General features: G+C 46.5%; 12 protein-coding genes. 8 read left to right on the top strand and 4 right to left on the bottom strand.

Annotation, left to right across the window (positions count from 1 at the left end; translation table 11 throughout):
• Positions 1–8 precede the first annotated feature (8 nt).
• Genes QEP07_RS06040 through QEP07_RS06030 form a run of 3 tightly spaced genes read right to left on the bottom strand, consistent with a single transcriptional unit; the run spans position 9 to position 5,174 of the window.
• On the bottom strand, positions 9–2,150 hold the full coding sequence (locus QEP07_RS06040; RefSeq protein ID WP_285009073.1) for a sensor histidine kinase: 2,142 nt from the start codon (positions 2,148–2,150) through the stop codon (positions 9–11).
• A complete protein-coding gene (locus QEP07_RS06035; protein WP_285009072.1) occupies positions 2,147–2,872 on the bottom strand; it encodes a hypothetical protein in 726 nt (241 codons plus the stop codon). The genes QEP07_RS06040 and QEP07_RS06035 overlap by 4 nt, the downstream gene beginning before the upstream one ends.
• The gene (locus QEP07_RS06030) at positions 2,862–5,174 is read right to left on the bottom strand and encodes an Rv1355c family protein (protein ID WP_285009071.1); all 2,313 of its coding nucleotides are present in this window, start codon (positions 5,172–5,174) and stop codon (positions 2,862–2,864) included. The genes QEP07_RS06035 and QEP07_RS06030 overlap by 11 nt, the downstream gene beginning before the upstream one ends.
• 220 nt (positions 5,175–5,394) lie before the next feature.
• Here QEP07_RS06030 and QEP07_RS06025 point away from each other — a divergent pair, with 220 nt between their 5' ends.
• The 3 genes from QEP07_RS06025 to QEP07_RS06015 are packed head-to-tail and all read left to right on the top strand — an operon-like array spanning position 5,395 to position 9,596.
• Entirely contained in the window at positions 5,395–5,862 is a 468-nt protein-coding gene (locus QEP07_RS06025) for a response regulator (protein ID WP_256004456.1), read from the top strand.
• 18 nt (positions 5,863–5,880) lie between these two features.
• Positions 5,881–8,559, top strand: coding sequence for a T9SS type B sorting domain-containing protein (locus tag QEP07_RS06020; protein ID WP_285009070.1), 2,679 nt, complete (start codon positions 5,881–5,883; stop codon positions 8,557–8,559).
• Positions 8,559–9,596: a PorP/SprF family type IX secretion system membrane protein gene (locus QEP07_RS06015; protein ID WP_285009069.1), complete on the top strand. Its 1,038-nt coding sequence runs from the start codon at positions 8,559–8,561 to the stop codon at positions 9,594–9,596. Before QEP07_RS06020 ends, QEP07_RS06015 begins: the two co-directional genes overlap by 1 nt.
• Positions 9,597–9,619: 23 nt before the next feature.
• On the opposite strand, the gene rpoN is transcribed toward QEP07_RS06015, so the two are convergent.
• The gene (rpoN, locus tag QEP07_RS06010) at positions 9,620–11,086 is read right to left on the bottom strand and encodes an RNA polymerase factor sigma-54 (RefSeq protein ID WP_256004461.1); all 1,467 of its coding nucleotides are present in this window, start codon (positions 11,084–11,086) and stop codon (positions 9,620–9,622) included.
• A gap of 310 nt (positions 11,087–11,396) precedes the next feature.
• On the opposite strand from rpoN, the gene mscL reads away from it, so the two are divergent.
• The 5 genes from mscL to QEP07_RS05985 all read left to right on the top strand — a co-directional run bounded on the left by mscL (position 11,397) and on the right by QEP07_RS05985 (position 14,825).
• Entirely contained in the window at positions 11,397–11,834 is a 438-nt protein-coding gene (gene mscL / locus QEP07_RS06005; protein ID WP_285010730.1) for a large conductance mechanosensitive channel protein MscL, read from the top strand.
• A gap of 131 nt (positions 11,835–11,965) precedes the next feature.
• The gene (locus QEP07_RS06000; protein WP_285009068.1) at positions 11,966–12,709 is read left to right on the top strand and encodes a LiaF transmembrane domain-containing protein; all 744 of its coding nucleotides are present in this window, start codon (positions 11,966–11,968) and stop codon (positions 12,707–12,709) included.
• A 10-nt stretch (positions 12,710–12,719) separates the two neighbouring features.
• Positions 12,720–13,049 carry a DUF4288 domain-containing protein gene (locus tag QEP07_RS05995; protein WP_285009067.1) on the top strand — a complete coding sequence of 110 codons (330 nt, stop codon included), beginning with the start codon at positions 12,720–12,722 and terminating at the stop codon, positions 13,047–13,049.
• Positions 13,046–14,107, top strand: a complete 1,062-nt coding sequence (locus tag QEP07_RS05990) for a sensor histidine kinase (RefSeq protein ID WP_285009066.1) — start codon at positions 13,046–13,048, stop codon at positions 14,105–14,107. The genes QEP07_RS05995 and QEP07_RS05990 overlap by 4 nt, the downstream gene beginning before the upstream one ends.
• Positions 14,085–14,825: a LytR/AlgR family response regulator transcription factor gene (locus QEP07_RS05985; RefSeq protein ID WP_285009065.1), complete on the top strand. Its 741-nt coding sequence runs from the start codon at positions 14,085–14,087 to the stop codon at positions 14,823–14,825. Before QEP07_RS05990 ends, QEP07_RS05985 begins: the two co-directional genes overlap by 23 nt.
• Positions 14,826–14,838 lie beyond the last annotated feature (13 nt).

The following is a 14,838-nucleotide window of genomic DNA, read 5'->3' as shown; positions in this document are numbered from 1 at the left end:
AAGGAGTATTAATGTTTTATAGGCAAGTTAATAATAAATTCGGTACCTTCATTAACTTTTGTTACAACATCAATTGTGCCCCTGTGGTTTTCGATAATCCTGAAAACGATGGATAAACCGAGGCCTGTTCCCTCACCAACGTCCTTGGTTGTAAAAAACGGCTCAAATATCTTTTGTTTGACGGAATCCGGCATACCGGTTCCTGAATCTTTAATGCTTATTTTTACATGATCCCCTTCCTGCCATGTTTTGAGGGAGATAAACTCTTCTTCATTTTGTACCGGTTTAGACTTTATGGCGTGGACAGCGTTCGACATCAGGTTCATGAACACCTGATTGATCTTGCCCGGCATGCATTCGACTTCCGGAACGGGCTGATAGTCTTTAATAATTTTAAGGTTTCCCGGGAAGGTACTTCTGATCAGCACCAGCGTAGAATCGAGCCCTTCAGCAATGTTGACAGGCTTGGTGTCGTTCTCGTCCAGCCGGCTGAAATTTTTAAGACTTCTGATGATCTCGGCCGTACGTTTAGCGCCTTCACCGATACCGGAAAGCAAGGATTTGATCTCTTCCCTTACAAAATTCAAATCGATACGTTTCTTGAAAGATTCGATCGCACTGATTTGAGACTGGAGGTCTTTTTCCGGATCCAGCTTTTCGTACATTTGGATAACATCGTTAAGGTCGTTGATATCCAGTTCGAGAGGCTTTATATTGGAGGTCACAAAATTGATCGGGTTATTGATCTCATGGGCGATACCCGCCGTCAATTGTCCTAGCCCGGCCATCTTTTCCTGATCCACCAACTGCGACTGAGCTTCCTTCAGGTCAGTAAGCGTGGCATTCAACGTATCATTAGCTGTTTCAAGAGCCTCTGTACGTTCTTTTACCTTGATTTCGAGCAGCACGTTTTGTTCCCTTACCAATTTCTCATTCTCCGTTACAACTTCAAGCGCACGCGCTTGCGACTCTTCCTTCTCTCTTTTAAAGATATTGATCTTATCGGCAAGGGCAAACGACAGTAAAGTGACTTCGGTTGCAGAAGCGATCTGCAGGATATAAATCGTTACATTATTGTACGGAATAATGTTGTAATCTTTCATGATAAACAAACATGCACCTACCAGTAATAACGACCAGGCGATCAGGAAATATTTTGCGGGGGCAAAGCCTTGTTTGTATACAATGAAGCCGATATATAAGGCAATCAATGAGCCCACGAAAGTGGCCAGCTGCATCGTAATAAAGTCCAGATGTCTGGCCCCGAAAAGGGTAAAACAGAGGCTAAGCGAAAAGGTAGACAGGTTAAAATAAATCAGTCGAGAGAGGAGTTTCTCGTACTTGCCGATATTAAGGAATTCCTTAATAAAGATAAAGGCAGTGATCCCCGAAAGCGACGAGAACACACTTACCGAGTTTGCCGCAAGCCAATCATTATTTAACCACAGATATTTGCTGGCAAAGCCCGAAATGGAGATTTGTGTGAGCCAGATCGACAAAATGTACAGCACGTAATAAATGTAACTTCTGTCGCGTACCGAGATGTACAGGAATGAATTGTAGATCAGCATCACAAACATGATTCCGGAATACAAGCCGAAGAGCATCTCTTTTGAAATCAGATCGCCGCTCAGAGACTCCTTGGTGCCTACCTTCAAAGTTGTTACAAGCAATTCATTGCTCATCAGTTTAATGAAAACCTCATAAGAATCTGTGCCTGGAATGTTTGGCAGGTTAGCTATAAATCCGGTTCCCGGCCATTGACGGTTAGGAACGTCTTTAATGGCCGTCACAGGCACACGCCTTATCAGGTTGTCATTAGTAACCACATAGCATTCCGGGGTCATCAACCTCGATTGCTCTATAAGCAGAACGGCGTTGTCCTGCTTCGGCGAAGTCATATGGAGTTTTACCCAGCCGGCATTTTTAGAGATGCCAAAATTAATGACTTTGCTGTCGCTCCGGTAAAACCAGTCAGATTTTCGGATGTCCTCGATCCGGTCGTTGCCTTCGCGGGGCGGGAGCAACCAGGCGCGCTCGCCCAGGTCGGTAGTGCGTTGAACGTTAGAATCTGCGATGTTGTCATGAGCATTGCATACCGACCACACGGTCATGATCAGCATGCCGATCAAAAATGTAAACCTCTTCAAGATGTGATGCCTTTGATTCTTAAGTCAAAATGTATATCAATAGGACCATGTTTGGTCTCTACCGTTTTATCCATAACCAGGTTGTTCCTGAGTTCCATAATGGCCTCCCGCTCTTCCGGGAATGTGTTGTCCAACGTAATAACATCGTCTATAATAAGGGCTGTCGCCGTGAGGTCTTCTTTTGGATAATAAAACTTGCCTTTGTTGCCAATGTTGTCAATTACCCTGAAGCCCGTGCGGATGCAGTTTCGATAAGTAGCAGGCGCACACAAAGCAAAAAGTGATTTCATCTTTAACTGTTCGGTAATGGCAACACATGTACGGCCTAGAAAGATACTGCCGATACCTAGCCCCGCAACTTCCCATGAATTCCACAGTCCGCAGCATTCTCCTGTAACCAGCGTGTTTTCCTCCATCACCATCTTGTAAATGCGATCATCGATATAGCCCACTGCATCTTCAATGGGAAGTGGAAATTTATCATCGGCGATCTGTATTCTTCCGCCAGCCAGAATTCTGTCGTCATCTTCGGCTGTTACAACCACGAGATAAACGTTCGGATTCAGCATCCAGTCAATCTTAGCAGATGTGATCTGCGTGATCCCGAATATCTCCAGAACCTTAGTATGCCCTTCTACAAATTTAAGGCAGGTCTGCCTTTCGTCCACAGCCCTGAAAGCCCGGAACTGCAGTTTATCTATTTTTGGTTTGTTAGTTTCCAATACTTAGTGTGTCTTTAATGGGTTTGCGGATCGTTCTCATTTCCGAATCAGAAGCTTTGAAGAGCCTGAACAAAAATATCTCAGCTTTTTCATCATTGGTGTCAAAAATCTGACAGAATTTTCGTCTTAACTCAGTTAGGTGGGCAGAAGTATCGCGATCTAGTCCGGCACCCTTGCCATGGATGTTTCTGTAAAAGAAGGCCAGAGGAACAGACAATGGGTGCATTTGATAACCATAAGCTGAGGCTGCCAGCCATAATCGCTCCACAGCACGGCCACCTTCCAGGAAATCTTGATTGGCGATGGTAGGCATCGTCACCAGCCCGATTGCCGACGCCGTAGCCATTTGTGTTACGGATACTTTCTTAAACACCGTACCACCGTTAATCTTTTTGAGGAAGTCAATCGCCTGCGGATCCTTAAGCAGACGGAGACCAATCAAATCGTTCATGCCGAGATCAAGCGTATGCACACCGATCCCGTCCTTTCTGGATTGAACCTCCTCAGGTGTCCAGCGCATTTCCCTGTGGATAAAATCCCAATGGGCCTCGGGCGTAAAGAACCGCATCAAATCGGTCTCCGCCACTATCTCGCCAATCTGCTGCTGGCGTTTTACATCAAACACCCATTCTATCTCAGCGCCAGGTACATCTGTAACGACCTTCGACAAATGGTGCATTTCTTCGGGTGCCATCAGTACCCTGGAACTGTTCTTTCTGTTGGTATGCCGGTTTCCGATCTGGGCGGCAAGTTTAAGCGATAATTCCGATGGCGCCTCCTTATTTTTTTTGAATCTGAATGATGCCACATGCGTAGGGAAACCAGATGAAGCGTATTCCCAGATCACCTCCAGCCTTTCTTTTTCGGCAGTAAGCAAAAGGTTCTCAATGGCTGCACCCAGGGAAATCATCGACGAAGTATCATTGAAGTCCAGAAATGCGTCTGAACACGACTTATCGAAAAATAAGTGCAGTATATTATTCTTATAGTGCCATTTCCAGGGCTGACTGTTACCACCCGAAGGTGCCAGGCCGGCTGCTGTTACCATCAGTTCCAGTTCTTCACTGCCAAGCGGCTCGCCATCTGAAACGCTGCTCGAAGCCGACATTCTGTCCATATCGTCCACTGTTAAAGGAGGTGTAGCCTGCTGCTGCAGTTCCCTTTCTTTGGGTGGATCGCTGATCAGTTCGTCTATATCAATAAAAAACCTCCCGGAAACATGCAGGGAGTCAAGTAATATCTTTCTCGAAAGATCAGCTGTGATACCGCCCCCGTAAGTTACGGCGCTTGATAACTGCGGCCATGTGGTAATGGTTTGCATGATCTCAATAGCTGAAGCTTTCATGCGGGGCGATAAAGTTTCGAGTCCGCTGATGGGCACCATATAAGGAAGCTTTTCTTCACTCGTTTTGAGGTCTTTTACGCGGCTAATGTCCAAATGTGCCACAGAGCCATGTAGAATTGGCCGTTCAGGCTCAAGGTCAAACCGTTCAATGTCAATCGTTCCCCTGTCGCTCGCCTCCATAACCACGGGTATGCCCATTTCCCGCGCCTTTACCCGGCAATTGATCTTTATATCTATACTGTCACACTCGTCAATAAGAAGGTTCAGTTTTCCGTTTCCTGCAAGAAACTCTTCCAGGTTATTTTCCGTAATGCCCTCATGAAAAGGAACTACTTTTAAGAAAGGATCAATCTCGGCGATCTCGCGAGCTACGATCACGGTCTTTTTGAGGTTTACATTATGTACCCCACAACGAATGCGGTTAAGGTTTGTCAGGTCCAGGGTATCGAAGTCTGCAATCCGCAACTCTCCAAAGCCGCGTTCTATGGCCAGGGTCAGTGAAACCGACTGACCAACAGAAAGACCGATGACACCGATTTTTTTCTCGGCAAGCCGGTCCTGCTCTTCCTGCGTTATTTTATGCTTATTGCGATTGGTCCGTACCGTAATATACTCCTGTTCATCCAGAATATGCACCACTTTGCCAAGCCAGGGGTAATACACCCAAACGCCATATACAGATATGTCCGTTCCGTTCAAATGCGCTTCAATAGCTTGTCGTATCGACCGATCGTCGAGGACCCTGTTAGGGTTTATCGACTTGATCAGGTCTTTCAACTGGTGGTAGATTGTGTCAAACACCTGGATATGAGGTGCGCTGAGCAGCAGATCCTTCAATGCTGTTTCATCTTCTTCCTTATTAATACGGAAAAATGTCGGAAGATAAACATCGTTTTGAAGTTCAGTAGTCAGAATAGCCTCTTTAAGAAAAGTGTTGTTGTCTTTAAGAAAATGCATGTGTCGATTAGTTATGCCCTAGCAGGTATTACGGTACCCGTTAAAATCTACTAAAATTAGGGTTTTAAAGGTTATTATAAAAATGTATGTTTAACTTTTTATTGGCTGGCAGCAGTGTTTGTTTATTTGTTTGCCGCTACTGAATCAAATACTGAAATTATAGACAGGTGTTTAAAAAAACACCCGAAAGTGATATATTTAACAAAAATATTTTGTGGATATGAGTTCAGATACATTAATAAGTGTTTTGTACGTAGACGATGAAGTTCATAACCTGAACTCTTTTAAGGCCGGATTTAGGAGGTTGTTTAATGTTTTTACTGCAGAATCGGCAGTAGAGGGAAGGAAGATACTGGAGTCTGAAAATATTCATGTGATCATCACTGACCAGCGGATGCCTGTCATGACCGGAATTGAGTTCCTGGAATCTATTATACCAGATTTTCCAGACCCGATAAGAATCTTGCTTACCGGCTATGCTGATATTAATGCGGTTATAGATGCAATTAATAAAGGGCAAGTATATAAGTACATACAAAAACCCTGGATGGACGAAGACCTGCGTATTAATATTGAAAAGGCATATGAAATATATGCGCTCCGCAAAGAGAACCGAGAACTTACGGAACAACTATTGCTGGCCAATAAGCAGTTAGAGTTCCTGCTCCGTCAAAACCTGCTTTCATAGGTATGTAAAACCAAGGGTATGAAACAATGGAATATAGTCTTTTTAATATTGATTAATTCCTTGTTCATACAGGCGGTACGGGCTCAGAATATCTCCAACGAAGGCACAGAATTCTGGGCCGTGTTCCCTACGCATGATCCCTCGCGGCTTGGCGGAAGCTTCAGCCTGGCAAATATTACTGTATACCTTACTTCAAAGTCTGATTCAGAAGCCACCGTTACCTGTGGAAGCTTTTCTCTTACTCAGAATATTCCGGCCAACACAGCTGTTCCATTTCACGTTCCAAGAAATGAGGCTTATATCGACTCCGCCGAGAGCAACCAGGTATTGAACAACAGAGCTATACGCATCTCCGTAACCCCCGGTCAGCCCAAAGTTGCCGCCTATGCACATATTTATGCGGGGGCACGGTCGGCCGCTTCGTTGATCCTTCCGGTGGAAGCACTCGGGCAAACCTATTATTCCATGAACTATGCGCAGGCTAATGGAGACGGGCTCACCAACAAAAATTTTCTCACGCTTATCGCGACCGAAGACGATACGCACCTGCGCATACATTTAAAAGATGGCTCGGTGCAGTCGGTAACCCTGCCAACGGCTGGCGATGTCTATGAGTACCTTCCGCCAGGGCAGGAAGACCTTACCGGGGTTAAAGTTGATATAGACCCGGGGTCGACCAATTCCTGCAGTAAACGCTTTGCCGCTTTTTCAGGGAGCACAGCCTTGTATATAGGATGCTTTTCTTCGCTCGATCCACTTTATCAGCAATTGTATCCTACCATCAGTTGGGGAAAGAACTATAGCATTATTCCTTTCAAAGACCGAAAATATTATTTCAGGATCCTGGCAGGCGAAGACAACACCACCGTAACGATCAACAATACGTCATTTACACTCAACAGCGGCCAGTTTTATGATGCCAGCACCGAACACACCGAAGCTATGCTTGTATCGGCCGACAAAAATATCAGCGTAGCGCAGTATTCACTTACCCAGGAATGTTCAGGTCTTTTTGGCGAAGCAACCGGCGATCCTGAAATGGTACTGCTCAATCCCATTGAGTTTAATATACGCGAGATCACCTTGTTCTCCTCAAACGATCAGAGTATTCTGGAGAAGTACATTAACGTTTGCATGAAGACAAGCGCTACGGCCAGTTTTCGCATCAACGGGAACCAGCCCGCCGCGACTTGGACGGTTATATCCAGCAATCCGGAGTACTCATACATCCAGCTCAATATTACCGAGATGAGCTCAACTCTATCGGCCTCCGATGGGTTTAATGCGATAGCTTATGGATTCGGCCGGTTCGAGTCATACGCTTACTCGGCGGGTACCAACCTGGCGGCGAATAATTACCTGTTGGTAAATAATACCATTACCGGACTCGATGCCAAGGACGCCTGCGTAGGGCAGAAGTCTAACCTCAAGATCGTTTTACCTTATCTGGTAAGTGAGATCAGCTGGCAGCTCGATGCAGAACCAGAGGTGCAGGGACAAGCCACGCCTAATGCAGTGGTCAACAGCGGTAGCGGAATCATTCTCTATGAATATATCTATGCTATCGATAGCGCCTTTGCAGACACAGGCATAGTGCATCAGGTGGTCGTAAAGGCCGAACGGCCCAATCAAGGCAATTGCCTGGCTACACAGCAAATCTATAACTATTCCTTTGGCGTAAACCCGATCCCCCTGGCCGATTTCATTGCATCCGAGATAGCTTGCGAAAATCAGGGCATCGCTTTTACCGACCTCAGCAACTCGCTGCTGCCCGATCAGCCGGTAAACAAGTGGATATGGGATTTTGGCGACGGCGGCGTATCCACCGAGCAAAACCCCGTACACAGATATACGCAGATCGGTACGTATAACTATACCGTAAAGCTGTCGGCAGGCTTACAGGATGGCTGTCTTTCCGATGTTTTTGAAAAGACCATCACGGTGACCATAAACCCGTCTCCGATGATCGTATTTGATCCCATACCGGGCGTTTGCCAGGAAGCGGGTATTGTAGTGCTGACACAGGCCCGGGAAACACGCGGGTTGCCCGGTAGCGGCCGTTATTCCGGCACTGGTGTAACGGCCGATGGCAGGTTTGATCCTCGATTGGCTGGTCCGGGTGCGCATACCATCCGGTATACCTACACCAGCAATGGCTGTACCGAAACAAAGCAGCAGACAATCCTGGTCAGCCCAACTCCTTCACTGACCATTACTAAAACGATAAATGTTTATGAAGGAGGCGAAAAGCAGATAGAGGCAACCGCAAGCGGTACTGATCTGACCTACAAGTGGTTGCCCGCTCAGGGCCTTAGTCGTGACGACATACTTAACCCGGTTGTCACCGGTACAGACGATCGCACATACACCTTAACCATCACTTCTGCCAGGGGCTGTGTTATCACCGAAACTGTTACGGTCAACGTCCTGGCACGCATAGAACCGGCAAACAGCTTTAGTCCGAATGGCGATGGAGTAAACGATACCTGGATACTTAAGTATATTGAAACTTACCCACGGGTCACTGTTGAAGTATTTAACCGTTACGGTACACGTATATTCTACAGCGCTGGTTACAAGGCCCCTTTCGACGGGAATTCCAATAAACAGGCCTTGCCTGCGGGGACTTACTACTATATTATCAATCCTAACAACGGGCGCAGACCGGTAACTGGCCCTCTAACCATTATACGATAGTGAAACGATTCATACTTCCGTCACTCGTTGTCATCTTGTTTTGCTATAACGGTATAGCTCAGCAACGACCTCAATATACCCAGTACATTTTCAATAATTTTTTACTTAACCCTGCACTCAGTGGCATAGAAAATTATACCGACGTGAAGGTCGGTCATCGCAAGCAATGGACAGGTATAAACGATGCACCTCAGACTTCGTTCTTGTCGGCCCACTGGAAGTTTGGTGATGACTATCTTTGGCGTAATCCGCTCTCGCTGCCCGATCATGGCGACGATCCGATGAGCCGGAACTACATGCAGAACTATACCGCCTCGCCGAGTCACCATGGCATGGGTGTTATGGCTGTGCTCGACGATATCGGACCTTTGTCGCGCTTAGATGCAGCGCTTACCTACGCTTATCATATGCAGATGGCAGGCCAGCTGAACCTGTCGGTCGGCGTCTCCGCGGGCATATCCCGCATCGGACTAGACGTTGCTGCGCTCAACTTTGGTGAAGACAATCCACAGGACCCGGCCGTGCGTAATGCCATCATCAGCCAGATTAAACCAGATCTCGGTTTGGGCGTATGGCTCTACGGCGCCCGGTTCTTCGCCGGCGCGTCAGTCCAGCAACTGCTCTCTCAGGAGATGACCTTTACCAACAATCCCAATCTTCAGAACGCCCCGGGTTATGTGTCCGGCAAAGAAGTAGCCCATTATTTTTTCACCGCAGGGTACAGGTTCTTTTTACTAGAGGATGTAGCCGCTACACCTTCCATGATGCTAAAAAAGGTAAAGCCGGCGCCAGCGTCGTACGATCTGAACCTGAAGCTGGCATTTAAGGATCGTTTCTGGCTGGGAGGGAGTTATCGCAAAGACGACGCCTTTGCCGCCCTGTTGGGTGTCAACTTCAATAAACTGATCAATCTCACTTACTCGTACGATTTTACAACGTCAGCCCTGAATTCGGTGAGCAACGGGAGCCACGAAATTGTCTTGGGCTTACAACTCAACAATGTATATGAGGTATTGAGTACGACCAGAATGTGGTAATTCTTTGTGCTAGGTTGGATAATCTACAGTTCCTTACGCAGGCGTGCCACCGGTATGTTCATTTGTTCGCGGTACTTGGCTACGGTCCTACGCGCAATATTATAACCGCGTTCTTTGAGAATTTCCGTCAGTTTTTCGTCGGCCAAAGGCTTACGTTTATCCTCATTGCTGATACAATCTTCCAGGATCTTCTTTACCTCCTTGTTTGAAACCTCCTCGCCACTCTCGGTCTGAATAGCTTCCGAGAAGAACGATTTCAATAAGAAAGTACCGAACTCGGTCTGCACATACTTAGAGTTGGCCACGCGCGACACCGTAGAAATATCCATGTCGATCTTGTCTGCGATATCCTTAAGGATCATTGGCCGCATCTTGCGTTCATCTCCCGTCAGCAAATACTCATACTGGTATTGCATAATGGCATTCATCGTTTTGAGCAAGGTTTGCTGCCTTTGTTTAATTGCGTCGATAAACCACTTCGCCGAGTCGAGTTTTTGCTTTACAAACTGTACGGCCTCCTTCATCTTCTTATCCTTTTGGGCAGCCTTATCGTAATGGTCGAACATGTCAATATATGAACGGCTTACACGCAGTTCGGGTGCGTTCTTAGAGTTAAGGGTCAGGATCAGCGAACCGTCGTTGTTGGTGATATGAAAATCAGGTATGATCTGCAATTGCTTGGTCGTAACCTGGTTAGAATCTCCGGGTTTTGGGTTTAATCTCAGTATCTCTGCAATAATTTCTTTCAGGTCCTCACTGTTTAAGCCCAGGGCTTTCTCCAGTTTATCGTAGTGCTTGCGGGTAAATTCGTCCAGATAGTTTTCAACGATCACGATGGCTTTCTGGATGATCGGGTTATTGATATCCTTACGCTTGAGCTGCAATGTGAGGCACTCCTGTAAATCCCTTGCCGCTATGCCCGGGGGATCGAAACTTTGAATCACTTTCAGCATTTCCAGCACATCTTCCTCTTCCACCATTACATTCTGGGAAAAGGCAAGATCGTCGATCATCGAAGTGACCGGTCGACGCAGGTAGCCGTCATCATCCAGACTGCCGATGATCTGCTTGCCTATGATAAAGTCCTGATCGGACAGAGGCACAAGGTCCAACTGCTCCTGCAGGCTTTCGAAAAAAGTACTTTCAATAGCGATAGGCGTTTCCTTCTTCTCTTCGTCATCATCACTATTATTATAAGAAGTACTATAGTCGTTTACGTCATCGTCCTGCAGATAGTCGTCTACGTTAAACTCATCGGCTGAGTCGTCACTGCCCTCATATTCTTCAGGACTGTCGTTCAGATCGTCATACTCACCTTTCGGCTCTTCAGCGATCATCAGGCTTGGGTCTTCAAGGGCCGGATTCTCTTCAAGTTCCTCTTTTATACGTGTATCTAATGCAACGGTAGGTACCTGAAGCAGTTTAATAAACTGTATCTGCTGTGGAGACAGCTTCTGAAGTAACTTTTGTTGTAAGTGTTGTTTTAACATAGAATCGAATAAACGGTCTTGTATACCCGCTCAAAAATACATATTTTATCAGTACAAACACCATTTTAATAATAATACAGAATGGCTTCCGTACGGTTCGGCATAAGGTTGGGATAACTACGGGAAGAAGGCGTAATGCTAAAGATATTGGAATATCTTTTGGAGCGATTGCCTAACGATAACTTTATTACGACGGTATGGGGTATTTTTTGTGTCTGTTACCGGGGTCTTATCGCGACGCAAATATTGATTAATGATTATTATTAGTTCACGGGAATTCTTAATTTCGAAGATAACAATTTATATCATTATGGGCTTTGTTAAGGAATTTAAAGAATTTGCGATAAAAGGGAACGTCATGGACCTGGCTGTCGGGGTTATTATCGGTGGTGCTTTTGGTAAGATCATCGACAGTTTGGTTAAGGATGTCATTATGCCGGTTATTTCGCTGTTGATCGGCTCGGTTGACTTTAGTAATATGTATGTAGTCCTGAAGGGCGATGTGGTTGATGGAATGCCGCTGGCCGATGCTCGGAATGTTCAGGACGTGGTGGTCTTCGCTTATGGTAATTTTATTACGGTGGGTATCAACTTCCTGTTACTTGCCCTGGCGGTATTTTTAATGATCAAAGGCATCAACGCTCTGAAACGCAAGGAACAGGTAGCTCCAACGGTAGCTCCTCCTGCGCCTTCTAAAGAAGAAGTACTTCTGGCAGAGATCCGCGATCTGCTCAAAGCAAGACAATAAATTGTTCCAGTCGTGCCGGAATGTTTTACCGGACATATGCGACTGTTTACCGATGTTTATATGTGCTGCGGTGACATGTTGTTTCCAGTTGCGGGGCGCTTGCCTACTTTTGAGGCATTAAATACGAAGAAATGGAAAGATGTCATAAAAGTTTAAACAGCAGCACCAGCCGCATATGGACGGGCTTGATTATACTGGGAATCGGACTGGTGTTCCTGCTGAGGAACCTGGGCCTCGATATTCCCGACTGGGTAGTGAGCTGGCATACCCTGCTTATACTTATTGGGTTGCTTGTGGGCTATAAGCGCAGATTCCACGGTTTTGCCTGGTTTATACTGGTGCTCATAGGCGCTGCTTTTACCATAAAAGAGGTTACGGAATACGACTTGTCTAAATATTATATACCTGCTATTTTTATCAGTCTGGGTGTGTTTTTGATCGTTAAGCCCAGAGGCCAGCATCACCCCAGATGGGGAAGAAAGTGGGGTCGCCCGAGTACTGTAGGGGAGCCGGTGGTGCAGACCGATAAAGGCGACCCGGACGTGCTCGATTCAGTCAGCGTGTTTGGAAGCAGTCACCAGAATGTGTACTCCAAGAACTTCAAAGGCGGAGATGTTACGGCAGTTTTCGGCGGAGCAGATGTAAACCTGACACAGGCAGATTTTATGGGCACTGTTGAGCTCGACGTGGTTGCTATTTTTGGTGGCATGAAGCTTATTGTACCGGCGGGATGGGAGATCAAGTCGGAGGTGACCACCATTTTCGGGGGAATAGATGACAAGCGGGGCGCGAGCGTGATTGTCACCGAACCTCGTAAAACACTGGTGCTGAAAGGTGTGGCGCTATTTGGCGGGATTGATATCAGAAACTTTTAATTTGGAATCGATGAAATGGTTTTTAGTTAAGTACGTCTACGAAATTGTCTGCTCGGAGGGCAAGTATAAAACGCAGTTTGACGAACAGCTGAGGCTGATGGTTGCGGAAAGTGTGGCAGAGGCATTCAATAAGGCTTCTGTACAGGGCAACAGTTTTCATAAGCCATTTCTGAACTGTCAGGGCCAGTTGATGGAATGGAAATTTATCGGCGTAGCCGGTATACATGAAATAGACGAGCCGGCTGATGGGGCTGAGGTCGCTTCCGTAGTACATGAACCCGCTGATGTGGAGTTATTTCTGAACGAAATGGATCAGCGGAAGGCTTTTCTTTTACAATGACGAGGCGTCCGCTATCGGTCAGGGGAATACAGAAGGTGGCCACAACCATATTGCTGGCATGGGTGGCCGTGTTTACGCTGCTCTTTTACTATTCCCTGAATTTCAGTATCGCTATATCGGCGTGCGACAGTATGATTACCAGCGGTTTGCTTGCTGCCGCATGTATTTGTTTAAGTAATCTGCTCGGTTACTATCAGCCTAAAGATGAGACCATTCTTTTTGTGCTGGGGCTTACCGTTGTGCTGGCACTGATTATCACTGTGATCAGTAAAGTTGCACTGCATGCCTTATTCGGGACCAATTTAACCTATGCTAACTTTCTGAACTTATCGCTTACCGCCAGGTTTATCGTCATATTTGTGTTTTTGGCCTGGTGTTCGCTGGCCAGCATATTGTGGTACAGGCTCGAGGATCAGTCGGCCACCCAGGAGCGCCTGCTTGCTGCGCAAAACCTGTATCGCGAGGCGGAACTAAACAAACTGCGTCACCAGTTGCAGCCGCATTTCCTGTTCAATAGTCTAAATTCGGTTTATGCGCTTACAATCGTTAACCCTGTCGAGGCGGGTTCGATGATTACGCGGCTGGCAGCGTTTTTGCGCGGCACGCTGAAACGCGACGACGAGGTCTGGGTCGCCGTGCGGGAGGAGATGGAATATATACAGTTGTATCTGGATATTGAGAAGGTCAGGTTCAGTCACCGTCTCAACCTCGATATTTCTGTGGCGGAAGAGACGCTTGACTTTAAGTTGCCCGGCACCTTGTTGCAGCCCATTGTAGAGAATGCGATCAAGTTCGGACTATATAATACCTCAGCGGCCATTACCATAACCATGCGGGTGTACATGGAAAATGATGTGCTTGTTATTGAGACCAGTAATCCGTTCGACCCGGAAATGAAAGCCACCGGTGGAACCGGCTTTGGCCTCTCAGCTATCAAGAGGAGGCTATACTTGCTGTTTGCCGACGAGAATCTGCTTGGTACACGGGCTACGGCCGACAACCTTTTTATTACAACGCTTAAAATACCTCAAAGACATGTTCAGGACATTATTAATTGACGACGAGTCGCTGGCCAGGGATATTGTTAAACATTATCTTAATGATTTCCCGGATATAGAGGTAGTGGCCGAATGCAAGGACGGCTTTGAAGGGATCAAGGCGATTGCGCAACACAAACCTGATTTTATCTTTCTGGACATCCAGATGCCTAAAATAAATGGTTTTGAAATGCTGGAACTGGTAGAGCAGCCGCCGGCGGTGATCTTTACGACGGCTTTTGATGAGTATGCCATCAAAGCGTTTGAGGTGAATGCCGTAGATTATTTGCTGAAGCCCATCGAGAAGGCGCGGTTTGATCAGGCCATGCAGAAAATACCGGGCCGACTAGGAGGTATGGATCCGCTCTCCGCTCAACAGCTTCTGGACGCTGCGGCGCTTAGTCCCGCCCAGCAAAACCGGGTGGTGGTGAAGAATAATGGCGTTATCAAGATCATTGCGGTGTCGGATATACATTATCTGGAGGCCGACGATGATTACGTGAAGTTAAGCACAGTGGAGGGCGTGTTTCACAAGAATAAAACCATGAGTTTTTTTGAGCGCACATTAGATCCATGCCAGTTTATCCGGATCCACCGTTCGTATATAATCAATCTGAGTCAGGTAACCCGCATTGAGCTCAAGGAAAAAGATAGCTATATTGTCCTGTTAAAGTCGGATATTTGGCTGCCTGTGAGTAAAACGGGCTATGTGAAGCTTAAGGCTGCATTGGGTATGTAGAAAAATCCAATTC

The sequence above is a fragment of the Pedobacter faecalis genome, assembly GCF_030182585.1.
In the GTDB taxonomy this organism is placed as follows: Bacteria; Bacteroidota; Bacteroidia; order Sphingobacteriales; family Sphingobacteriaceae; genus Pedobacter; species Pedobacter faecalis.
The sequence above is the reverse complement of the archived record's forward strand: the minus strand, read 5'-3'. Positions and strand labels throughout refer to the sequence as shown.